This window comes from Acinetobacter sp. V89_7 (genome assembly GCF_029967895.1).
Taxonomy (GTDB): Bacteria; Pseudomonadota; Gammaproteobacteria; order Pseudomonadales; family Moraxellaceae; genus Acinetobacter; species Acinetobacter soli.
Genome location: NZ_JASCAJ010000003.1, coordinates 23,273 through 46,276, shown reverse-complemented (window position 1 = coordinate 46,276; position 23,004 = coordinate 23,273). Strand labels below are relative to the sequence as shown.

General features: G+C 42.5%; 15 protein-coding genes. 2 read left to right on the top strand and 13 right to left on the bottom strand.

The annotated features are described in order from the left end of the window. Both QLG00_RS00630 and QLG00_RS00625 read right to left on the bottom strand, forming a co-directional pair. A partial coding sequence (locus QLG00_RS00630) for an Ig-like domain-containing protein (protein ID WP_282470348.1) occupies window positions 1–2,435 on the bottom strand: 2,435 nt, incomplete at its 3' end. A gap of 493 nt (window positions 2,436–2,928) precedes the next feature. Then, the gene (locus tag QLG00_RS00625; RefSeq protein ID WP_282470347.1) at window positions 2,929–4,428 is read right to left on the bottom strand and encodes a cation:proton antiporter; all 1,500 of its coding nucleotides are present in this window, start codon (window positions 4,426–4,428) and stop codon (window positions 2,929–2,931) included. Window positions 4,429–4,626: 198 nt separating this feature from the next. On the opposite strand from QLG00_RS00625, the gene QLG00_RS00620 reads away from it, so the two are divergent. Beyond that, complete coding sequence (locus QLG00_RS00620) at window positions 4,627–5,184, top strand: hypothetical protein (protein WP_004943159.1); 558 nt, start codon at window positions 4,627–4,629, stop codon at window positions 5,182–5,184. A gap of 23 nt (window positions 5,185–5,207) precedes the next feature. Here the strand turns inward: QLG00_RS00620 and QLG00_RS00615 are convergent, their stop codons facing one another. Continuing rightward, entirely contained in the window at window positions 5,208–6,110 is a 903-nt protein-coding gene (locus QLG00_RS00615; protein ID WP_282470346.1) for a neutral zinc metallopeptidase, read from the bottom strand. Between the two features lie 17 nt (window positions 6,111–6,127). Next, entirely contained in the window at window positions 6,128–7,048 is a 921-nt protein-coding gene (locus QLG00_RS00610) for a DUF808 domain-containing protein (RefSeq protein WP_282470345.1), read from the bottom strand. A gap of 206 nt (window positions 7,049–7,254) precedes the next feature. On the opposite strand from QLG00_RS00610, the gene trpS reads away from it, so the two are divergent. After that, window positions 7,255–8,268: a tryptophan--tRNA ligase gene (gene trpS, locus QLG00_RS00605; protein ID WP_004940919.1), complete on the top strand. Its 1,014-nt coding sequence runs from the start codon at window positions 7,255–7,257 to the stop codon at window positions 8,266–8,268. A 378-nt stretch (window positions 8,269–8,646) separates the two neighbouring features. Here trpS and pgaD read toward each other — a convergent pair whose 3' ends face one another. The 9 genes from pgaD to QLG00_RS00560 all read right to left on the bottom strand — a co-directional run bounded on the left by pgaD (window position 8,647) and on the right by QLG00_RS00560 (window position 22,780). Then, the gene (pgaD, locus tag QLG00_RS00600) at window positions 8,647–9,186 is read right to left on the bottom strand and encodes a poly-beta-1,6-N-acetyl-D-glucosamine biosynthesis protein PgaD (protein WP_208477155.1); all 540 of its coding nucleotides are present in this window, start codon (window positions 9,184–9,186) and stop codon (window positions 8,647–8,649) included. Further along, window positions 9,183–10,442, bottom strand: a complete 1,260-nt coding sequence (gene pgaC, locus QLG00_RS00595; protein WP_282470344.1) for a poly-beta-1,6-N-acetyl-D-glucosamine synthase — start codon at window positions 10,440–10,442, stop codon at window positions 9,183–9,185. Before pgaC ends, pgaD begins: the two co-directional genes overlap by 4 nt. Further along, window positions 10,442–12,268 carry a poly-beta-1,6-N-acetyl-D-glucosamine N-deacetylase PgaB gene (gene pgaB / locus QLG00_RS00590; RefSeq protein WP_282470343.1) on the bottom strand — a complete coding sequence of 609 codons (1,827 nt, stop codon included), beginning with the start codon at window positions 12,266–12,268 and terminating at the stop codon, window positions 10,442–10,444. Before pgaB ends, pgaC begins: the two co-directional genes overlap by 1 nt. Next, the gene (gene pgaA, locus QLG00_RS00585) at window positions 12,268–14,721 is read right to left on the bottom strand and encodes a poly-beta-1,6 N-acetyl-D-glucosamine export porin PgaA (RefSeq protein ID WP_282470342.1); all 2,454 of its coding nucleotides are present in this window, start codon (window positions 14,719–14,721) and stop codon (window positions 12,268–12,270) included. Before pgaA ends, pgaB begins: the two co-directional genes overlap by 1 nt. A 266-nt stretch (window positions 14,722–14,987) precedes the next feature. Continuing rightward, window positions 14,988–15,878 carry a succinate--CoA ligase subunit alpha gene (sucD, locus tag QLG00_RS00580; RefSeq protein WP_004940921.1) on the bottom strand — a complete coding sequence of 297 codons (891 nt, stop codon included), beginning with the start codon at window positions 15,876–15,878 and terminating at the stop codon, window positions 14,988–14,990. 12 nt (window positions 15,879–15,890) lie between these two features. Next, window positions 15,891–17,057 carry an ADP-forming succinate--CoA ligase subunit beta gene (sucC, locus tag QLG00_RS00575; RefSeq protein ID WP_004940924.1) on the bottom strand — a complete coding sequence of 389 codons (1,167 nt, stop codon included), beginning with the start codon at window positions 17,055–17,057 and terminating at the stop codon, window positions 15,891–15,893. 174 nt (window positions 17,058–17,231) lie between these two features. Beyond that, window positions 17,232–18,665: a dihydrolipoyl dehydrogenase gene (gene lpdA, locus QLG00_RS00570; protein ID WP_004940928.1), complete on the bottom strand. Its 1,434-nt coding sequence runs from the start codon at window positions 18,663–18,665 to the stop codon at window positions 17,232–17,234. Window positions 18,666–18,722: 57 nt separating this feature from the next. After that, the gene (gene odhB / locus QLG00_RS00565; protein ID WP_004940933.1) at window positions 18,723–19,940 is read right to left on the bottom strand and encodes a 2-oxoglutarate dehydrogenase complex dihydrolipoyllysine-residue succinyltransferase; all 1,218 of its coding nucleotides are present in this window, start codon (window positions 19,938–19,940) and stop codon (window positions 18,723–18,725) included. Beyond that, window positions 19,940–22,780: a 2-oxoglutarate dehydrogenase E1 component gene (locus QLG00_RS00560; protein WP_004943169.1), complete on the bottom strand. Its 2,841-nt coding sequence runs from the start codon at window positions 22,778–22,780 to the stop codon at window positions 19,940–19,942. The genes odhB and QLG00_RS00560 overlap by 1 nt, the downstream gene beginning before the upstream one ends. Between the last annotated feature and the right edge of the window lie 224 nt (window positions 22,781–23,004).

Sequence of the window (23,004 nt, the reverse complement as noted above, 5' to 3'; positions counted from 1 at the left end):
CCCGTCACTGGATCAACGTTGTCGATCGCTTGGGTAATCGTTACGGTTTGTACCGGTGCCGTGGTATCCACATTGATAGTGTAGCCGCTCGACACCGTGCCGCTGTTGCCTGCATCATCGACAATCGCAGCGGTGTAGGTGTGACTGCCTTCAGTCACAGCACTGTCAGTGTAGCTCCAACTGGTGCCGTTGACTGTCGCTGTGCCCACTTGCACACCGTCGCGGTACACGATCACTTGTTCGGTGCCCACTAAACCACTCGAGATGCTACCATTGAGCGTTGGGCTGGTGTCATTGGTAAAGCCGCCATTGGCCACCGTTCCTGTCACTGGCTCTACATCATCCACAATTGCGCCAATGCTCACCGTGGTGTTGCTGCCCGCAGTTTGGATGTTGATGCTATACGCATCCGAGGTACCGCCCACATTCCCCGCCGCATCTTCAACGCGTGCCGTGTAGCTGTAGCTGCTGCCGTTGCTGAGTCCGCCATCGGTGTAACTCCACGTGGTGCCATTCACCGTCGCTGTGCCGACTTTGACCCCATCTCGGTACACCGCAATCACTTCGTTTGCCGCCAGCGCTGCACTTACCGAACCTCTGAGTTCTGGTGTCGAGTCATTGGTGGTGCCACCATTCGCCACCGGTCCTGTCACCGGTTCAACGTTGTCGTTCACTGTCGTGATCGTCACGGTCTGGGTCGGGGCTGAGGTGTCGACATTGATGCTGTATGGACTGGAGATCGCGCCACGGTTCCCCGCTGCATCCACCGCACGGGCGGTATAAATGTAGCTGTTTCCATCAGTCAATCCATTGTCAGTGTAGCTCCACGTGGTGCCATTCACTGTCGCTGTGCCGACCACGACGCCATCACGTAGGATTTCCAGTGTTTCTCCCGCTGCCAAGGCCACACTCAGACTGCCTGAAAGCGTCGGTGTGGTGTCATTGGTGAAGCCACCATTGGCCACAGGGCCCGTCACCGGTGCCACGTCATCCACGATTGAGCCAATCGTCACTGCTGACAAGGGTGCAATCGTATCGACAGTGAAGTCTAGGCTTGGACTCTTGCCGCTTTCGTTCCCCGCCGCATCACTGGTGGTGTAGCTGATGCTGTGTGGACCATCGGTCAAGGCTGGCGATGGGATGAATGTCCACTTACCATCCGATCCTACGGTGGCTGTACCCAGCGCGGTGTTGCCATCATAGACCGTAATGGTTTGTCCCACGGTACCTGTACCACTTAACAGTGGCGTGTTGTCATTGGTCGAGCTGCCTGCTGCAATCGGTCCCGTGATCGGGGCTTGATCGTCTGTGCCTGATGGTGCTGTGGTTGGATCTGCCGGTGCAATCGTATCCACGGTAAAGTCAATTGCTGGACTCTTGCCGCTTTCATTTCCCGCTTTATCTGTTGCTGTGTAAGAAATACTGTGTGAGCCATCTGTTAGTGCAGGTGATGGTGTAAATATCCACTTACCATCCGATCCTACTGTAGCTGTACCGAGTTTGGTAGCGCCATCATAAACCGTAATGATTTCACCCGCAGTACCTGTACCCGTTAATGTCGGGGTGTTGTCATTGGTGGAACTTCCAGCAGTAATTGAACCTGTAACAGGGGCGACATCATCTGTAGCAGTTGGAGCAGTTGTTGGCGTATCTGGTGCGATAGTATCCACGGTAAAGTCAATTGCAGGGCTCTTGCCGCTTTCGTTACCCGTAGCATCTTTGACGGTATAGGTAATGCTATGCGCACCATCGGTTAATGGTGTGGTTGGTTTAAATGACCATTTACCATCCGAACCTACGGTGGTAGTACCCAAAACAGTATTACCGTCATATACCGTAATGGTTGTACCAGCTGTGCCTGAACCACTGATTAAAGGAGATGCATCATTCGTGGAGCTTCCGTTGCTTACATTGCCAGTGATTGGGTCTTTATCATCAAAGACAGTTGCTGGTGTGGTTGGTGTTGTAGGAGGGTTAATCACAGGCGGATTATTGTTATCGTTGTCATTATCTCGATTGTGTGCCCACCACAAGATGCCACCCGCAGTTACTGGAACGGCTGCCCATGCCCATGGACTGGTTTCACTGTGACCATATAGTAAGGGTTCAATGGAGTCGATTGGTTGATAAACAACATTCTCAAGCAGGGCACCTTGTGCATCTGTGAATTGCACCCAGATCAGTTTATTGGAATCATTTTGAAAGACTAGACTGTTATCGGTAGGACCTTCTGTACTGAAAAAGTCGTCAATAACGATGACTTCGTCATTTTTAAGCTTAATGATAACACTGGTACCATCCCGGGTTACTTCTTGAACATCATCTGCCGAAACCTTAACCAGAACAACGGATGCTTCTGTGAGTTTGGCGGAGTTTCCTGTGATATCTGCCAATACGGCATGCGATTCTTTAGCGATAATTTGTATGTTTGGCATGACTTTCATCTCTCTCGTATGCTTTATATTTTTTAATGTGCTTCCCAACACCGTGATGATTTACTCAAAACAACCATCTTTTATGATTTTTGCACGCAATCCATACCATTAAACATTCAAAAATGAAAAAAATAAATACAAGAACAGCCCAAAAAACAAACAAAGCGATAACTGGTTCACATAAATTACGCTTATATTTACCTTATAGTAAATTTTTTATTTTAATTAATTGATTTATATTGTTTTTTTATATAAAGCTTTTTAATCTCGAACAATTTTGATACAAATCTCTGATACATGAATCTTATAAAAAACTCTGGCAACAACTTTAAACTCAACAAATGATTTAAAAAGTGTGAAAGAACCGAGTTCAATCAGCTCAATCACAATTTTTACATCATTAGATATCATGATATATATTTTAATTTAAACTATACTTATTTATAAATTCTATTAAACAATCGAATGATCAAATTATGAATACTCTATATATTTAAAAATTATTCGGATTCTCCAGTCTTTTCGCTTCTTGTACTTTTGTGGGATTATGAACCGTCGCAATACCATCTTCGGCTTTCTGATCGGTTAGTTTATCCATGTCGTAAATGGTGATTGTTTCGTTGCCATATGCATCTTCTCCCACAATATACTTATACCCTTTGCGGTTCATTTTGTGGCACATACGTTGATACCAGCCTTTAAATCCTTGAGTTTCTTCATTGGGATTATAATAAAATGCATTCATCACAGCAGGTAAACCAAGTCCACAAACCACTCCCGACATCAGCACACTAATAAAGGTATACCCAATTAAAATACTGCTGTAATTTCGTAGCTCAGGTACGTTAGCGACCGCAAGAATCAAGGCCAATGAAATTCCACCTCGAACACCACCCCACGATAAAATTGCCAGACTGCCGTTGTAACTCTTATGCTTAAATGACGGGAAAAAAGAAAACGAGAGAAAGTTTGCGACAAAGCGCGAAATATGTAACGCGATAAAGGCGAAAATTCCACCTAAGATCATGCTTGTACTTAAATCTAGAATAAAAAGCTCAAGACCAATCAAAGTAAATAAAAATGAGTTAATAATGCCTTCTACGGTGTGCCAGAAATGGTTCACTTCTCGAATTTCACGTTCTTGTAAAATTTCTTTCCACTTATTTCCAACAATCAAGCCGCCAATCACACAAGCAATCGGTGCCGATGCGTGTGCGAACAATGACACCAAATAGGCACCACTTGCCAATAACGCTGTCGTCAGAATTAAAGATTCCATCTCGTGCTTACCACGCAACAGACGTAAAATTCCGACACCAAATGCCCAACCAATAATCACAGCGACCACGATTTCGTAAAGAAAGTTTTCGATTGTGCCCACCAAGCTAAAGTGCTCCCCTTTAAGTACATTTAAAAGGGTCATAAACACGGCGATACACATGGCGTCATTAAAGAGTGACTCACCTTCAAGTTTAACAATCAGGTGATGCGGGGCGCGAACTGAACTTAATACCCCTTTGATACCAATCGGATCTGTTGCTCCCAATGCAGAACCAAGTAACAGTAAAACCAGAATTGGAACAGGATTTCCAATCAAGTATTGAAAACCAAACAATAAACCTGCGAACAAGACAGCACAGAGCACCAACGCAATGGTGGCCAAGATACCGATTGGCTTCCAATGATTGCGCAAATCTGAAATTTTAAATTTGAGTGCCGAGGAGGTTAAAATAAAACAAATCACACCATTGATTAGGAAATCATAAAAATCAATACTTTTTACTGCATTTTCAATATTATGAATATTAATAGTAATAAACTGGTTGCCATTTAACAGGCTGGCTCCCCATTGCAAAATAAAAACTAAAACAGCCGAAACAATCGGCACACCAATCGCCTGAGGGAAATTTAAAATACGCTTATTAAAAATTGTGGTTGCAATCGAGAGCGCAAAAATAACCGTGAGAACTTGAAGGAGAAAAAAACTACCCATAAATATCCTTATGGATCATATAAATAAACAGATCTGTAATTTTACTTAAATTTACTTTGGATATTGCCAAAAATTAACTTTATTAACAAAAAACCATAATGTTTAGTTTTATCAAACACTTAAGCTTAGGTAGAAAACTTCTTTGTGAATTGAATCAAATCAGTTATTTTAATGGCGTTCAAAAGGAAGTCCTCGCACATGCATCAATCGATTAAAACTGTTGTTCGGCTTGTCTCAGCTACCTGTATTTTTTTAATTACGGCGGCACTCATCTTAACCTTTTATAGTAAGGCAAAGGAAATCTGGAATGCCGAGGATGAATATACCCACAAACAGATTTCACAGATTCAAAGTGATGCGACACATACTTATCGTCTATTAAGTAACAATAAAAAGCCCAATCAAGCTTTTTATATTGTGCTACAAGATCGCGGATATATCGCGAAATTGAATTGCGAACATTATCTTGCAACCTTATGTACAGATCGCTATAACGAAATTGGGACACGTGTAATTCAGGATGCAACGTTTCAAACCTTTGGTACACATAGTTATCTTGAGAAAATACGTTATATGGATACCCAGACCAATATGCCTGGCTCTTACACTTGGTCTGAGCAAGACATCAAGTCATTGTATGCTCAAGACATTAGCAATTTAAAATATGTACTTTTTGGCGTCGGTATTTTTGCCTTGATCGCTTTATATTGTAGTTACCGAATTCTTCGCAACTTCAAGCAGTTTCTTAAAAAATAAAAAAGAAGGTGTCGCCTTCTTTTTTAAATTGAACGACTATTGAATGTATCACACTGATTCAAGTCACCACTTTTTAATCCAGTTTCGAACCAATGCATGCGCTGTTGACTGGTACCATGGGTAAAACTATCGGGGACCACCTGCCCTGTTGCACGCTTCTGAAGATAATCATCTCCAATTTTTTGTGCTGCATCCATGGCTTCTTCAACATCTCCAGCCTCTAAAAATTGCGTGCGTTCTTGATTTCGATTGGCCCATATTCCGGCAAAGCAGTCGGCCTGTAGTTCAAGACGTACAGAAAGTTGATTGGCTTGAATACGATTGGCCTGTGCTTGCGCACGTTGTACCTGAGAGGATATACCCAATAAATTTTGAATATGATGTCCCACCTCATGTGCCACGACATAGGCCTGAGCAAAATCGCCTGCCTGATCTTGTCTGCTCAGTTCAGTCTGATTTTTATCGCCTGATATTCCCATTTGTTGGCGCATCTCTTTAAAGAACTGTGTATCGATATAAACTTTTTGATCACTTGGACAATAAAAAGGCCCCATCGCCGACTCCGCAGTACCACAGGCAGATTGAACGCGGCCATCAAACAACACTAATTTTGGCGCAACATAGCTTTGCCCCAGCTGTTGGAAGATGGGCGTCCAAGTGTCTTCTGTGTCTGCCAAAATTGTTCCTACAAAATCTGAGGCTTCTTTTTGTTCAGCAGATAATTGCTCTGGTGCTGTACCCGTCTGACTTTGTGCGGCTGTTATCTGCTGAGTTGCCTGATAGGCTTGTTGCGGATCGACACCAAAAAATTTCCATGCCACAAATGCCACCACCAAACCGACGATACTGATGCCACCCACTTTAGCACCACTACTTCCACGGCGATCTTCCACATTGCTACTGACTCGTCGACCTTTCCAACGCATAGATCATCTCCAATCGTTTACGCGGCTTTCGCTTTCATTTTTTGAAATACGGTTACGATCATAAACACGATCAAACCTGCCAGCATACCTATTCCAAAATTAATCAATGTTGGGGTAATCGCACCAATAATATTCCCAACTGTGGGAATCATTTCTAAATGATCACTGGTTTCTTCGCTAAAGTGATGAATCAGTGGAATCGTATGCGCAATAATGCCACCTCCCACTAAAAACATCGCAATCGTTCCAACCACAGACAGGGCTTTCATTAACCAAGGTGCAAATACCAACAACGCATTCCCAAGTTTTTGTTTAAAAGACGAACTTTGCTTGGTCCAGTACAAGCCCAAATCATCAATTTTTACAATCATGGCAACAAAACCATAAACACCCACAGTCATTACAATTGCGATAATACTGAGTACCATAACTTTGGTCATAAATGTTGCTGCGGCAACAGTACCTAATGAAATCACCACAATTTCGGCAGAAAGAATAAAATCGGTGCGAATGGCACCTTTTATTTTTTGTTTTTCAAAAGCAGCTAAATCAGTTTCATCGTTTTGTTGTTGTGGATCTGTGTGTTTTTCAGCGTGTGCTTTTTTTGAAAACAAACTATGAATGACTTTTTCAATCCCTTCATAACATAAAAATAAACCACCAATCATGAGTAACGGATTAATGAGCCAAGGTGCGACCACCGAAATTAATAATGCCAGTGGCACCAAAATCAGTTTATTAATAAAAGAGCCTTTTGCTACGCCCCATACCACCGGTATTTCACGCTCGGCGCGAACACCTGTTACTTGCTGGGCATTTAACGCCAGATCATCTCCCAGTACGCCAGCGGTTTTTTTCGCTGCCATTTTACTCATGAGGGCAACATCATCCAAAATCGTTGCAATATCATCGAGAAGTACAAGTAAGCCAGTTGCCATTTTTTATCCGAATTGATTTTTATCTCTCTATTGTAAGACGATTTTTTTGAATTTCTGTAATTTTAACCGATAGATTGACAGGATTATTTTATGAAAAGTACCGTGGATTGCTGACGATTTATTTTTATTTCCCGTACAATAACCCCATTCTTTTATATTGCAGCGGCTTAGCCTCTGAATAAACCCATTTAGTAGTGGACTATATAATGAGCAGTGTTGATCAACGACCTATTATTTTGACAGGTGACCGTCCGACTGGACAATTACATCTTGGACATTTTGTCGGTTCTTTACGTTCTCGTGTCGGTTTACAAGATAGTCATCATCAGCATATCTTGTTGGCAGACGCTCAAGCCCTAACAGACAATGCAGACAATCCAGACAAAGTACGCCGTAATATTCTTGAAGTGGCACTGGATTATTTGGCTGTGGGCATCGATCCAACTAAAACCACGATCTGTGTTCAATCATGCTTGCCAGCACTGAATGAACTGACCATGTTGTACCTTAACTTTGTGACTGTTGCACGTCTTGAGCGTAACCCGACTATTAAATCTGAAATTCAGATGCGTGGGTTTGAGCGTGATATTCCAGCAGGTTTTTTATGCTATCCAGTGGCACAGGCAGCCGATATTACTGCCTTTAAAGCGACCGTCGTTCCGGTGGGTGAAGACCAGATTCCAATGATTGAACAGACCAATGAATTGGTACGCCGTGTGAATCGTCAGATTGGTCAAGATTTGCTTCCTGAATGTAAAGCCCTACTTTCAAATACAGGACGTTTACCTGGATTTGATGGTAAGGCAAAAATGTCGAAATCTCTTGGCAATACCATTGTATTAAATGCAAGTGATAAAGATATTAAAAAAGCCGTCAATGCAATGTATACCGATCCAAATCACTTACGCATTGAAGATCCAGGTCAGGTCGAGGGCAACATTGTATTTGCATATCTAGATGCATTTGATCCAGACAAAGAAGAAGTTGAGGCTTTAAAGGCTCACTATCGCCGTGGTGGTCTCGGTGATGGAACTGTAAAAAAACGCCTTGAAGGTATTTTAAAAGAATTGATTTCACCTATCCGTGAACGTCGTGAAGCGTTGGCTAAAGATCCAGATTACATCATGGATATCTTGCGCGAAGGTACAATCAAATGTCAGAACATAACCCAAGCCACACTGGATGAAGTAAAAGATGGGCTTGGCTTATTCAAGTTCTAATCGATCATGATCGAAACACCATTGAAGTACTGTCTTATTCAGAGACAGTACGACTTTGGTCGAAAGCAAGCCTACATTTTGATCGATTATTTAACGTGATTTAACACATGTTAACGTGAATACCAATGAACTCTGAGTAGACCTTGAGTATATTAGGTTCATAGGTTATGCACTCCCCCAAGTTCATAACTCTTCTCCTTAACCGAAACTGTTATTACAGATTCGTTGTTCTGCGTAATGATCACCCCAATCATTACGCTTTTTTTTTGCTTTTTTAACCCTCAGCCATGCCGAGAATTTTCACAAAACATATCAATGATTAGAAAAAATAAATGCTTCAAATCATGGGATGAAATCGACAAGGATAAGATACCTCAATTAAGACAGTTCAGCTTGAGCATTTGATCTCACTTGAGGGTTTGATTGCTTACGTTGGTCACTCACATTATTTTCAAAGTCCACCAATTCACCTTGATCGTTGTAATATAAAGTTAAATTCTTATGCGCACGCATTCGTTTTAAATCAGCAGTTGAGACATTCAAACTTTGCGAAAGCTGATCGAGACAAGCTGGTTTCGGTGAGGAGCGACGTTCATTATTGACAAAACGAATCCAATTGTAGCTGGCCCATATCCAAAGTAATGCAACCAATACAGTAATACATACGCCTAGATTATATAGACTATATTTACCTGAGGTATGTAAGGAGAGAAATAGCTGCTCGTATACCATTTTACCTTCAAACCACCAAAGAAATAATGTCACAAGGGGCATCAGCAGCCACATCCATATTCCCCAGCCAACGATTTGTAAAAGATAACCTGCACTTTTATTTTTCACATACTCTGGTCGATCAATATACGCTGGAATATCAAGTGAGGTGGTGTCAGAGTGCATTACAGATTTGTTTTGGCTCATTTCGAATCACCTCTAAAACCACGATCGGGACTGACCCATCGGGCACGTTTTTGCTGTTTAAATAGTGTTTTTGGAACAGCTACAACTGTGGCAAGCATAGCCAGAACCCAATAAAATAAGGGATACCAAATCACCCAGAAATAGTTTCGAAAATGGCGCTGGTCATACTGGCGATCAATCATCAAACTCACCATAAATTGCATAAGACAGGTCAGACCCAAAATTACACCGTACCATTGTGGCAGTAATGACTGAATAGCCCACTCCCCCGGCAGACTGAAAAACAGGCCATAGAAATAAAGCATAAAGATCGTAAACATGGCATAAGCCCAAATCACACTGACAATCGCTTCAAACACAATTAACCACATGCGTCGTAATCTTAAGCTCAACATCTTATTGCTATAAGCCAAGATCACTTCGATGCCACCTTGTGCCCAGCGTAAACGCTGCTTCCACAAGCCTTTAAAAGTTTCTGGCATGTAAACGTAACACAATGCTTGTGGAATATATTGCAACTCCCAATGGTCAAATTGCAGTCGCCACGACACATCAATATCTTCAGTGATCATATCATCACGCCAGTAGCCAACTCTGGCTAATGCGGCTTTACGGAATCCAACAATTGCCCCCGAAACCGTAAACAACCGACCATAAGTACGCTGAGCGCGCTTAATCAGACCAATAATGGATGAAAACTCTCCAACTTGTATTTTCCCCAATACACTAGATCGATTGATAATACGAGGATTACCCGTGACAGCGCCTACGCGTGGAAATGAAACCAAGTGATGCATCATCCACAAAACGGTATGAGGATGCAGTAAAGCATCACCATCAATACAGATCAGATATTCATACTGGCTCACCATTGTACCTGCTTTGAGTGCATAAGCTTTACCCTGATTTTCCGCCAGATGCACGACACGTAAACACGGATGCGCTTGTTCAAGTTCATTCAAAATTTGAGCAGTTTGATCTGAGCTTCCATCATTCACAGCAATCACTTCAAATATGGGATAGTGACTTTGCAAGGCAAACCTGATGGTTTCACGCACTTGAGATGCTTCGTTAAAACACGGAATAATAATACTACAGCCTTGATCTGAGGCAATTGGAAGATCAGGTTGCTTATATTCCCTCTTGAGGTAGAACCAAACTCCGCCCCCAATCCAAATCCAAGCCATAAACAATGGATATAAAAAAGCAAAGCCAAAAAATAGATCACTCCAGCGCAATGAACCTAAATCTAACATTAGTTTCGAGCCCCTTGTGGTGAGGCTTTCATGACCTCTCGATAAGTCATTGCCGACGAGTTTAAACTCAGTTCACGATAAAGCTGCTGATGAATCATTGGCCCCGAATTTAATGTATAAGAATCAAGTCCTAATTTCTGAATTCCTTGACGCTTCAGCTTTTGATAAGCCTTTCGATAATTTGACCATGTTGGATGGGTTGATGAATAGGTAAAACCAACCATTAATTTTTGCTTTTCACTGGGTGTCAATGTACTTATTTCTCTTAACAATTTTTTAAATGCTTTAGGCTCTTGATCTGGATCTATTTCAAGATACAAATAGTCATTACTTCGCATATTTAATACCAAAAGCTGCTTTAATCCTTTAAAATTTGAATCTTGAGCAGACATTTTGATGATGGTACGAAATGTATTGCTGATATTGACTAAACGATGACTCTCTTGCGTCGTTCTCGACTTAATTCTCATCAGATCTTGAATCGTTATTTTGCAGGCTTCACCCCACTCGACCTGATTAAGTGCACAATTGAGCTGATCTGCCGTGTCTAGCACGACACCATCGAGGGCGCTATTATTTTTTAATAAGTCTTTCATGATGGCTGCAAAATCAATCTGCTGCTGTGTTGCTAACGAAAGAGGGAGCTGTGCATAGACTTTTTGTCCTGCGCGCGTTTTGCTCTGCCAAGCAATACGGTTCAATACGTCAATACTTGATGGAAATAGTGATGTAGGGAAATACGCCACTATGTGTTGCTGATTTGATGGATCGACTGTAACTGCATTCAAAATCAGCAGATTGGTTTTCAAACTTCCAATTTGGTCAAGAAATTGTCCAAGCTTTTGATCTGAAAGAGTGTTTGAAGAGTCAACCAAGAATGCAGGATCTAAAAGCACAAAACTTTTTCGAGCTGTTTTGTTTAACTGAGCATCTCTCAAAAAGTCGTTCATTTGGCCATGTAGTGTTTCAAGATTTGGATTATTCATCACAATCGCGCGTTGGAAAGTTTGAATGTCGGCATCTAAATCGGATACATCACCCAAGCTAAACGACAGTGGTAGCCCTGCACGCATTGCAATTTCCTCGGTTTGTTTGGTAACAGCACCATACGGCCAGAAAATTGCACGTGTATTAATACCCAGCTGCTGATCTAAAATCGCTTTTGACCGACTTAAATCTTGATAAATTCGCTCTTCAAATGCCTGATCGGTTTCATAAGTATGACGAATTGGATCATACTCATGTGTGATTGCTGCAGGCTGCATATTCTTTTGTGGGTTAGCCAAAATACCGTTATGTAAGTTATGCGAATGTGAAACGAATTCTGCAAATCCAGATTTTTGCATTTCTTGCATTTGTTTCCATGTCATCAGATTCCCCTGCCCATAAATTTCATAGGCATCTTTGGTATTGCCATTGATCCAACTGGTTGGAATCGCAAATACACCAGGGAGCTGATAATGCTTTAATAATGGAAAGACTCGGGTGTAACTACTTAATGCGCCATCATCAAAGGTTAATAAAACAGATTTTTCTGGTAAGGACAGACCACGCTGTTGCGCCTCAACAACTTGCTCTAAACGCAATACCTGCCAATCAGAATTTTTTAACCATGCCAAAAAGCGCGATAAGTGCTGCGTCTGAATGGCGTAAATATCTCGATCGCCTATTTGTGCTACATCATCTCTGACATCATGAAAAGTCAAAGTGACCAGCTGTTGCTGAAGCTTAGCTGCTGATTTACTCCCTTCAAACGGCTGCGCATGACCTGTCAAGCTTAATAACAACAGGCAAGTTAAAAACAAAAATTCCTTAAAAATCTGCATCAGAAACGCCCTTCAAATCCAAGTTGTGCATAGGTTTTTTGTTCACGCTCGCCGTTGTAATAATGGCTTGACCACCCCACGCCATAGTTGAGTCGCCATGTTCTTGAAAGCTGCCAATCGTGTTGATACATCAAATTCAAGATTGGTTTGGTGGCATAATCGGTTTGTGTAGCCGCACCAATATCAAATTTAAAATGTTGATTAAAATTGCGCTGATAATTCCGCCAAGTCATCCAGTCATGAGTGAAACTCAACTCGGTGCTTTGCAGATGAGATGGATTAAAGTAATTCACCGCAACATCTGAGTTTCTTGACCAATTTTGACTCAATGCAACATGGGTCAAATGATGTGGCGTTGCAAATATGCGCTGTTTGTAATAGACAGAGAGTTGTTGACGTAAGTTGTTATCTGTCATGTCGGTGCTTTGATAGCCAACGCCAGCCTGATAAGATTCATTGGCCTGCCAATTCAGATTCGCGGCATAAGCTTGCCCTGTCACCCCACGCTCTGAGGCTTGAAGCGGCACATCTGCTCGGCTATCAAAACCAATTGCATATTGCCAATGATCATTTAACCATTGCGACCAACGCACTCTCAGCCCCAAATCATTTTCTTTGAGCAAATGAGTGACGGCCAGATCTAAATCTTTACGATTGTCTTTCCACTCCATACCCAACGCCAAACGCTCTGCACGCAAGCTTTCTGCTCTAAACTCTGCTTGGCGCTGATGATGCGCGGCATAGAGTCGAAAATTATCGGCAAACCAAGGTGAATTTAATTGTGTAAAATATTCCTGCTCTGAGGTACCCAAGAGATTTTGTAGAAGTTGAGAATTATCAGCGCGACTTTTCGACCATGTGCTTTGATGCTGTATAGTCGCATGTTGACGGTCTTCCAACTCTTTTTTGCTGAGTTGAACGCCACTGTCATCTGGTAAAAAAGATTGCAAAAATTGGTTTTTGATCCGCCATTGTGCAATGTTATTTTGCGCTTGATCATTTTGCATCTGATTCAAAACAGAACCCAATGCCAGTGGTTCAATCCCATTAAATTGAGCGATTGTAGATTGGGAGGTTTCCGGTTTATTTCTCCAACGCTGCACAGTTGCCAATCCATTTTGATACATCAAATTATTAGGCGCTTTGGCCACTAAGTCTTGAAAATATCGCTCTGCAGCAGCATTCTGATTTTGATAAGCAAGGTTTAACCCTTTAAGCGCTAGAAATTCGGCTCGATCTTCATGAGTGGTTTTATCAACACCTTTGGCCGCACTGTATCGAAATTTTGGCAACTGAGTGCCCATTGTAAGTATCAGCTGGTCTGCTTCCTGAAATTTCTCTTGCTCGATCAGGGCATAATACAAACCAGAATATACAGCGTAATCAGCATAATTTTTTTCGTTAAGTAAAGACTTATATAGTCGCTCCGCAATCGCTGGTCGTCTTAGTTTTAAATAAGATTCAGCCACAGCATGCCGAATATAAGCAGGCATTTGCTCTACAGATTGCCCAACCTTTGGTAAAACTTCGATCACACTGGCGTAGCGATGCCTTGCATTCAACGCATAGATTTGGTGGTAATAAAATAAGGTGCGATAGTCAGAAGATGCGCTAAACAGATCTTCATTTTTTTGTAGTTCATTTAGAACATTATCAAGCTTAGCAAATGCATTTGAGTTCGATTGGGTTTCACTATTGAGTTTATAAAACGCTATAGCATCTCGAATATCTTGAGCAAACTGATTGATCTTGATGTATTGATCAATATTCGGAAACGTAAGCTGCATCCGATTCGCATCTACAAAATGAAGTGCACCTTCATAATCCTGATTACTAACCAAGGCATAAACATATTGTTCTTGAATAAATTTACTAGGTTGATGTGACAGTGCTGGAGTGATGACGTTAAGTGCATCTACAGGTTGATTGAGCAAACGATACGCATACGCCATTTGTGCACGCTGGTCTGGAGTACAACGTGACAAATCTACCTTCATGAGCGTGACAGCAGCAATTTTTGGCTTTTGAGCTTCAGCTTGAATAATACCGAGGATTAATTGCATATCATTGGATGGTTCGCGTTGCAAAAATATTGTGGCGTAATATTCAGCTAAGGCCATTTGTTTTAAGTCGCGAAGTGCTCTGATTAGAACCAATTGTCCATAACTTGGATAGGTCTTGGGGTCCAGATGATTTAAGCGCGGTATTAATGTGGTTGTAAATTGTCCGTTGATATAATGCGTGATGATAAGATCGGCCAGAAGTTTTTGATTATTTGGATATTGGTCCTGAAGTTGACGCAATGTTTCAAGACCGCTCTCGATCTGCCCTTTTTTAATTTGTGCGACAATTGCTTCACGCTTTAAATCGATTGGTGTTCGTGCATGTATACTATTTGAACAAGTAAAAATGAGAATACCGACAAGCGCGGTTAAGCCTAAATTATCAGCCATCTTTGACATATGGATAAAATACAATCAATAAAGTTATCTAAAATTGCGAATTAAATCACAAATTTTAAAATTATGGTAATTTTTTATACATTTTTATATTTTTTGGTTAATTAGTAAGCACAAATATAAGATATTAAATTGATTCTATCAAATCTCTCAACAATCAAATCCTATAAAATAGGGAAATTGTTTTGCCGAATGACAAATCAGAAAACAAAAAACCCTTCAGATGTTCTGAAGGGTTTTTATTGGATAAAGCTTAAAAATTATACCAAACCTTTTTCCTTAAGGACCTTATGCATGGTCGAGCCGAGTTCGGCCGGGCTACGCGTATACGCCATGCCTGCACGTTCAAATGCAGCAAATTTCTCTTCTGCTGTCCCTTTACCGCCCGAAATAATTGCGCCTGCATGCCCCATACGTTTGCCTTTTGGTGCAGTCACACCAGCAATATATCCAACAACTGGCTTACTTACATTCGATTGGATGTATTCAGCTGCTTCTTCTTCCGCAGAGCCGCCGATTTCACCAATCATAATGATCGCATCGGTATCTGGGTCATCTTGGAAAAGTTTCAATGCATCGATTTGGTTCATTCCTGGAATTGGATCACCCCCAATTCCGATACAAGTAGACTGACCTAAACCGAGTTTTGTGGTTTGCGCCACAGCCTCATAAGTCAAAGTACCCGAACGAGAAATAATCCCAATACGACCCGGTTGATGAATATGACCCGGCATAATTCCGATTTTACATTCGCCTGGAGTAATCACACCTGGGCAGTTTGGTCCAACTAAACGCACACCATTACCGTAGGTTTCAAGGTAACGCTTGGCTTTGAGCATATCTAGGGTTGGCACACCTTCAGTGATCACAACAATCAGACTCACACCTGAATCGACCGCTTCAACAATGGAGTCTAAAACAAAAGGTGCCGGAACATAAATAACCGATGCATCAGCATGAGTTTCACGAACCGCATCTTTCATGGTATTAAATACTGGCAAGTCCAGATGAGTAGTCCCACCTTTGCCTGGCGTTACCCCACCCACGACTTTCGTGCCGTAATCTAGCGCTTGGGCTGAATGAAATGTGCCGTTTTTACCCGTAAAACCTTGAACCAATACTTTTGTGTCTTTATTAATTAATACGCTCATTTTTATACTCCCTTAACCTTTTACCGCAGCAACAATTTTCTCTGCCGCATCCGATAATCCGTTGGCAGATGTCAGTTTTAAACCCGATTCGTCGAGAATTTTTGCACCCAATTCTGCGTTGTTGCCTTCTAGACGAACCACGACAGGAACGGTTACATTCACCTCTTGAACGGCTGCAATAATGGCTTCGGCAATCATGTCGCAACGTACAATTCCACCAAAGATATTGATTAAGACACCTTGAACAGAGGTATCAGCCAAAATGAGCTTAAAGGCTTCAATCACGCGCTCTTTGGTTGCACCACCGCCTACATCAAGGAAGTTTGCTGGTTGACCGCCGTACAGCTTGATAATATCCATTGTGGCCATTGCAAGCCCTGCACCATTGACCATACAGCCAATATTACCTTCAAGTGCGACATAGTTCAGTTCAAACTCAGACGCTTTTAATTCGCGCTCATTTTCTTGTGATTTGTCACGTGCTGCTGCAAGCTCTGGCAAACGATACAAGGCGTTTGAATCGATGCCAATTTTAGCATCGACCGCAAGAATATCGCCGTTTTCACGAACTGAGAGTGGATTAATTTCAAATAGGGCAAAATCATTTTCTACAAATGCTTGATAAGCACCTGTCATTAGCTTCACAAACTGGCTCACCTGTTTGTCTTTAAGTTGTAATGCAAATGCAACTTCACGTGCTTGGAACGGTTGTAAGCCTACAAGTGGATCTACTTCGACTTTAATAATTTTTTCTGGCGTTTCTTCAGCTACTTTCTCGATTTCAACGCCACCTTCGGTTGAAGCCATAAAAGTTACGCGACGGCTTGAACGATCCACCACAGCACCTAGGTATAGCTCACGTTCAACGGGATACACATCTTCGCAGATCAAGACACTGTTGACCGGCTGGCCGTTGGCATCGGTTTGATACGTTACAAGATTCGTACCAATCAACTGGTTGGCGTAGTCTGCAGCTTCTTCTTTCGATTTAACTACCTTTACACCACCAGCTTTACCGCGGCCACCCGCATGTACTTGGGCTTTCATCACGGCAAACTTGCCACCTAATTGTTCAAATGCAGCAACTGCTTCTTCTGCATTTCGTGCCAAAATTCCTTCTTGGACTGACACGCCATATTTTTTCAACAATGTTTTGGCTTGATACTCATGTAAATTCATTTAGTTACCTTTTTACGACTTTTGCCCTTGTTATAACTAACCTGTACTTAAACATCCGTCTCAGTAAATACAGATCATTTTTTCAATTTCATTTGTACTTATTTTTAGATGATTATTCAAATATAAACAACCATCTTAAACAAAAAAGAGCGGTCTAAACCGCTCTTTTCAATCTTACTTACGTTTGCGTTGAATTGCGTGAATGGCACGACCATCAACCGCTAAAGCGGCTTCATGTACCACTTCAGAATAGGTTGGATGACCAAATGTCATTAATTGTAAATCTTCTACAGAAGAAACAAACTCAAGTGCAATCATACCTTGGTGAACAATGTCAGATGCACCTGGTCCAATCACGTGCATACCCAACAAACGGTCGGTTTTTGCATCAGCCACAAACTTCACAAAACCTGCTGCTTCACCTGCTGCTAAAGCACGGCCGTTGACTGCAAATGGGAATTGACCCGTTTTAACGTCATGACCTTTTTCTTTCGCTGCTTCTTCAGTCAAGCCAACCCAAGCTGCTTCAGGATGCGTATAAATAACGCTGATAATTGTATCGTAGTTCACTTGTGCTGCATGACCGTGAATACGTTCAACCGCCATTACACCTTCTTCCATGGCTTTATGCGCAAGCATAGGACCACGTACAAGATCACCAATTGCATAAACACCTTCAAGAGAAGTTGCGCAGTGGTCATTGACTTCAATGAAACCACGTTCAGTCAACTTGATACCCGCATCTTCAGCCAACAAACCTTCTGCATATGGCTTACGGCCAACACAAACGATAAGCTTGTCGAATACTTGTTCTTTGTCTTCGCCGCCTTGGTTGTATTTCACAGTCACTTCACGACCATTTACTTCAGTCGCAGCAACTTTTGCACCAATGCGAATATCAAGACCTTGTTTGGTCAAGATTTTTTGGAAGTCTTTAGCAAGTGCCTTATCTGCCATTGGAAGGAATGTATCCAATGCTTCAAACACAACAACTTCAGCCCCCAAACGACGCCATACAGAACCAAGCTCGAGACCAATTACACCCGCGCCAATCACACCTAAACGCTTAGGCACTTCAGCAAACTCGAGTGCGCCAGTTGAGTCAACAATCAAGTCTTGATCGACTGGTGCTACCGGAATATTTACTGGTACTGAACCAGAAGCAAGAATCACGTATTTCGGCTCTAAAACCTGAGTTTCGCCTTCAAATGGCACAAACTCAACTTTTTTACCGGCAAGGAGTTTACCTGTCCCTTGTAACCACTCGATACCATTGCCTTTTAATAACTGAGCCACACCGCCCGTTAAGTTTTCGACAACTTTATCTTTACGTGCCAACATTTTTGCGATGTCAATTTTGACTTCACCTGTTGTAATACCGTGGTCATCTAGGTGATGTGCGGTATCTTCAAAGCGATGCGCTGAGTCTAAAAGTGCTTTAGACGGGATACAGCCTACGTTTAAGCAAGTACCACCTAAAGATGGCTTGCCTTTATGGATACGCTTTTCAATACACGCAACTTTAAAGCCAAGCTGAGCAGCGCGAATTGCCGCTTCATAGCCACCAGGTCCACCGCCAATTACAACAAGATCAAACTGTTGAGACATTTTTATCTCCATGAACCCAAGCGAAATGACTCAACTTGGGTGTTTATACGGACTAAATTAAAGATCAAGGATAAGTTTTGCAGGCTCTTCAAGAAGCTCTTTGATGGTTACCAAGAAACCAACAGCTTCTTTACCATCGATTAAACGGTGGTCATAAGAAAGTGCAAGATACATCATTGGTAAAATTTCAACCTGACCATTCACTGCCATTGGACGCTCTTGGATCTTATGCATGCCCAAAATTGCAGTTTGTGGTGTATTCAAGATTGGTGTAGAAAGCAATGAACCGAACGTACCACCATTAGTAATGGTGAATGTACCGCCTGTCATGTCTTCAATACCCAATTTGCCATCACGTGCCTTGTAAGCATAGTCACGGATACCGTTTTCAACTTCAGCATAGTTCATACGGTCAGTATCACGAAGTACTGGAACCACAAGACCACGGTCAGAAGAAACAGCAACGCCGATATCGTAATAGCCATGATAAACAATATCATCGCCATCGATAGACGCATTTACAGCTGGATAACGTTTCAATGCTTCAGTTGCAGCTTTCACGAAGAAAGACATAAAGCCAAGACGCGCACCATGACGTTTTTCAAACGCATCTTTGTACTGTGCACGCATTTCCATGATTGGTTTCATGTTCACTTCGTTAAACGTAGTTAACATTGCGGTTTCTTGAGTTGCAGCAAGAAGACGCTCGGCTACGCGCTTACGCAGACGTGTCATTGGAACACGCTTTTCGATACGCTCACCGACCGCAACGCTAAGCGGTGCAGCAGCAGGTGCTGCTGGTTTTGCTTGGTGATTGGTCACGTCTTCTTTAGTGATACGACCACCACGGCCTGTACCTTGAACATCTGCTGCACTGATGCCTGTTTCAGTCAATGCTTTACGCACAGCTGGTGCTTGATCAGATACAGGTTGTGCACGTTCTACAACTGGTGCCGCACCCGCTTCAGTTTTAGATGCTGCTTGTTCTACTTTTGAATCGCTTTGAACTGATTGAGTTTCATTGGCGCCAGAAACTGCACCTTCTTGGAACTGTGCAATTACTTCGTCAGATAAAACTGTTTCGCCTTCATCTTTCACGATAGAAACAAGTTGACCATCAGCTGGAGCAACCACTTCTAAAACAACTTTATCAGTTTCAATATCACAAATGACTTCATCACGTGATACTGCTTCCCCAACTTTTTTATGCCAAGTTGCAATGGTTCCGTCTGCAACTGACTCTGGGAATACCGGTGCTTTAATTTCGGTTGCCATTATTTTGTCTCTCCTGATTGTTCAGCTTCGATTGCTAATGCATCATGAATGAGCTGAGCTTGTTGTTTTGCGTGCAAGTATGGTGAACCACATGCTGGTGCAGCCGATGCTTCACGACCTGCATAGCTGATGCGGATTTGTTTTCCAGATTTCAAGATGTCGTCATATAGACGCGGCGCGATAAACAACCAAGCACCTTGGTTCTTCGGCTCTTCTTGACACCACACCACATCTTTAACATTTGGATAAGCTGCAAGCACTTCTTCCAAGCGTTTTTCTGGGTACGGATAGAGCTGTTCGATACGAACCAACGCAACGTTGTTTAACTCAAGCTCACGACGTTTTTCAAGCAAATCGTAGTAGACCTTACCGCCACACAAAACTAGACGGGTAACATCTGCTTTATTGATTTGATCAACTTCATCAATCACGGTTTGGAATGTGCCGTTCGCAAGCTCATCGAGTGTTGATGTCGCAAGTTTATGACGAAGCAACGACTTAGGTGACATTACAATCATTGGCTTACGAATTGGACGAACTGCCTGACGACGTAACGCATGGAAAATCTGCGCTGGTGTGGTTGGTGTGATCACTTGCATGTTGTCTTCTGCACAAAGCTGCAAGAAGCGCTCAAGACGTGCAGATGAATGCTCTGGCCCCTGACCTTCAAAGCCATGAGGTAGCAACATGGTCAAACCACACACACGCTCCCACTTGGTTTCACCAGATGCAATAAACTGGTCAATCACAACTTGCGCACAGTTAGCGAAGTCACCAAACTGAGCTTCCCAGATGATCAAGCTGTTTGGAATAGTTGTCGCATAGCCATATTCAAATGCCAGAACGGCCTCTTCAGACAACAAAGAATCATACAACGCAAAGCGTGGCTGATTTTCCTTCACATGACAAAGCGGGATATAAGTTGAACCGTCGACTTGGTTATGCAATTTCGCATGACGATGCGAGAACGTACCACGGCCAACATCTTCACCAGTAATACGAACCAAGTAACCTTCATCAACAAGTGTTGCGTAGGCCAGTGTTTCAGCAGCACCCCAGTTCAATGGCATTTCACCCGTTTGCATTTTCAAACGGTCGTCAATGACTTTTTGCACTTGGCGTTGCATCACAAAACCTTCAGGTAGCTTACGCATTCCTTCACCAAGCGCTTTTAAGCGATTGATATCGGTTGTGGTATCCCAAACGTCTGTATAGTCATGGCCCAAATACGGTTTCCAATCGACAAACATCTTGGTGTTTGGCTCAAGAACCAGCGCATTTGCAACGTGATTACCGGCTTCTAAATCAGCACGGTAATCTTCAATCAGTTTGTCCGCTTCTGCACGATCAAGTACTTTTTCTTGTACCAATTTGTCGGCATAAAGCGTACGAGTAGTTGGCTTTTTATTGATCACCTGATACATCAACGGCTGAGTTGCAGATGGCTCATCTGCTTCATTGTGGCCGCGACGACGGTAACAGAACAAATCAATTACAACGTCTTTACGGAAAGTATGACGGAAATCGTGGGCCAACTGTGCAATAAACGCGACCGCTTCAGGATCATCACCATTTACATGGAAAATTGGTGACTGAACCATTTTCGCGATATCGGTACAGTATTCAGTTGAGCGAGCATCGCGTGGATCTGAAGTGGTGAAACCCACTTGGTTATTGATGACGATATGAACCGTACCACCAACCGTATAACCGCGAGTTTGCGACATTTGGAAGGTTTCTTGGTTAACACCCTGACCTGCAAATGCAGCGTCACCGTGAACGATCACCGGAAGAACGTCATCACCACCGATGTCTTTACGACGAACTTGGCGTGCACGAACCGAACCTTCAACCACTGGTCCAACAATTTCAAGATGCGACGGGTTAAATGCCAATGCCAAATGTACTTCGCCACCTGACGTCATGACATTTGATGAGAAGCCTTGGTGGTATTTTACGTCACCCGAACCTTTTTTATGAATTGATTTACCTTCAAACTCACCAAAAAGATCAGCTGGGTTTTTACCCATAATATTTACAAGAAGGTTGAGACGACCACGGTGTGGCATACCAATCACAACTTCTTTACAGCCCACAGAGCCTGCACGCTGAATAATTTCGTTCATCATTGGGATGAAGGCTTCACCACCTTCTACACCAAAGCGCTTAGCGCCGACGTATTTGTTACCCAAAAACTTTTCAAGGCCTTCCGCAGCAGTTAAGCGCTCCAGTAGTCCTTTTTTCTGGTCATTGGTAAAATTGAACTGACCACGCGCACTCTCTAAACGTTGTTGAATCCAGCGTTTTTCTTTGGTGTCGACAATATGCATGTATTCTGCACCAATAGAACCACAATAAATGGCTTCCATTGCATCGATCATTTCACCGAGAGTAGCTTCAGTTTTACCAATAGCAAGATTACTGGTATTGAATATCGTATCAAGATCAGACTTCGTTAAACCATGAGCAGATAAATCAAGATCTGGAACGTCTTCGCGTTTTGCAAGACCTAGTGGATCGAGTTTTGCTTTTTGATGACCACGGTTACGATATGCTGCGATGAGTTGTAAGACACCAATCTGACGACGCTCATGATCACTGCTTACCGAACTCTGTACAACTGCTTGTACACGGCTCGAATTACGTCCAAGTAATAAGAACTGCTCACGCACATTGCTGTGTGGTTGATCACCTTTTGGGAATTTATCGAAGTATTGGCGCCAGTCCTCTGTCACAGAGGTTGGGGAGGTCAGGTATTGCTCGTAAAGCTGTTCAATATACGCTGCGCTATCAGCGGAAAGTTCAGTGTCAAGACGCAAAGCGTCAGCAACATCTTGCATTTGTGGACCCATTTCCTATTGCAAAAACATTACGGGTTGCTTTTTTAAACAGACCCATGATTGATAACGCCAAATTGTAAAATGGCATTACAAACCCATTCTGGCGCTGAGACCAAAGGGGGCGTTATGACCACATCAAGTTTCCTTGACATAATCAATGAAAAACAACGCCGTCATTGGCATCATTTATCATCTGTATACTCGGCGACGCCGAGCAATTTTTG

Bases quoted from the DNA above. Each gene is read 5' to 3' on its own strand.
- QLG00_RS00625 (WP_282470347.1), bottom strand. From the start codon at position 4,428: ATGGGTAGTTTTTTTCTCCTTCAAGTTCTCACGGTTATTTTTGCGCTC.
- QLG00_RS00620 (WP_004943159.1), top strand. From the start codon at position 4,627: ATGCATCAATCGATTAAAACTGTTGTTCGGCTTGTCTCAGCTACCTGT.
- QLG00_RS00615 (WP_282470346.1), bottom strand. From the start codon at position 6,110: ATGCGTTGGAAAGGTCGACGAGTCAGTAGCAATGTGGAAGATCGCCGT.
- QLG00_RS00610 (WP_282470345.1), bottom strand. From the start codon at position 7,048: ATGGCAACTGGCTTACTTGTACTTCTCGATGATATTGCAACGATTTTG.
- trpS (WP_004940919.1), top strand. From the start codon at position 7,255: ATGAGCAGTGTTGATCAACGACCTATTATTTTGACAGGTGACCGTCCG.
- pgaD (WP_208477155.1), bottom strand. From the start codon at position 9,186: ATGAGCCAAAACAAATCTGTAATGCACTCTGACACCACCTCACTTGAT.
- pgaC (WP_282470344.1), bottom strand. From the start codon at position 10,442: ATGTTAGATTTAGGTTCATTGCGCTGGAGTGATCTATTTTTTGGCTTT.
- pgaB (WP_282470343.1), bottom strand. From the start codon at position 12,268: ATGCAGATTTTTAAGGAATTTTTGTTTTTAACTTGCCTGTTGTTATTA.
- pgaA (WP_282470342.1), bottom strand. From the start codon at position 14,721: ATGGCTGATAATTTAGGCTTAACCGCGCTTGTCGGTATTCTCATTTTT.
- sucD (WP_004940921.1), bottom strand. From the start codon at position 15,878: ATGAGCGTATTAATTAATAAAGACACAAAAGTATTGGTTCAAGGTTTT.
- sucC (WP_004940924.1), bottom strand. From the start codon at position 17,057: ATGAATTTACATGAGTATCAAGCCAAAACATTGTTGAAAAAATATGGC.
- lpdA (WP_004940928.1), bottom strand. From the start codon at position 18,665: ATGTCTCAACAGTTTGATCTTGTTGTAATTGGCGGTGGACCTGGTGGC.
- odhB (WP_004940933.1), bottom strand. From the start codon at position 19,940: ATGGCAACCGAAATTAAAGCACCGGTATTCCCAGAGTCAGTTGCAGAC.
- QLG00_RS00560 (WP_004943169.1), bottom strand. From the start codon at position 22,780: ATGCAAGATGTTGCTGACGCTTTGCGTCTTGACACTGAACTTTCCGCT.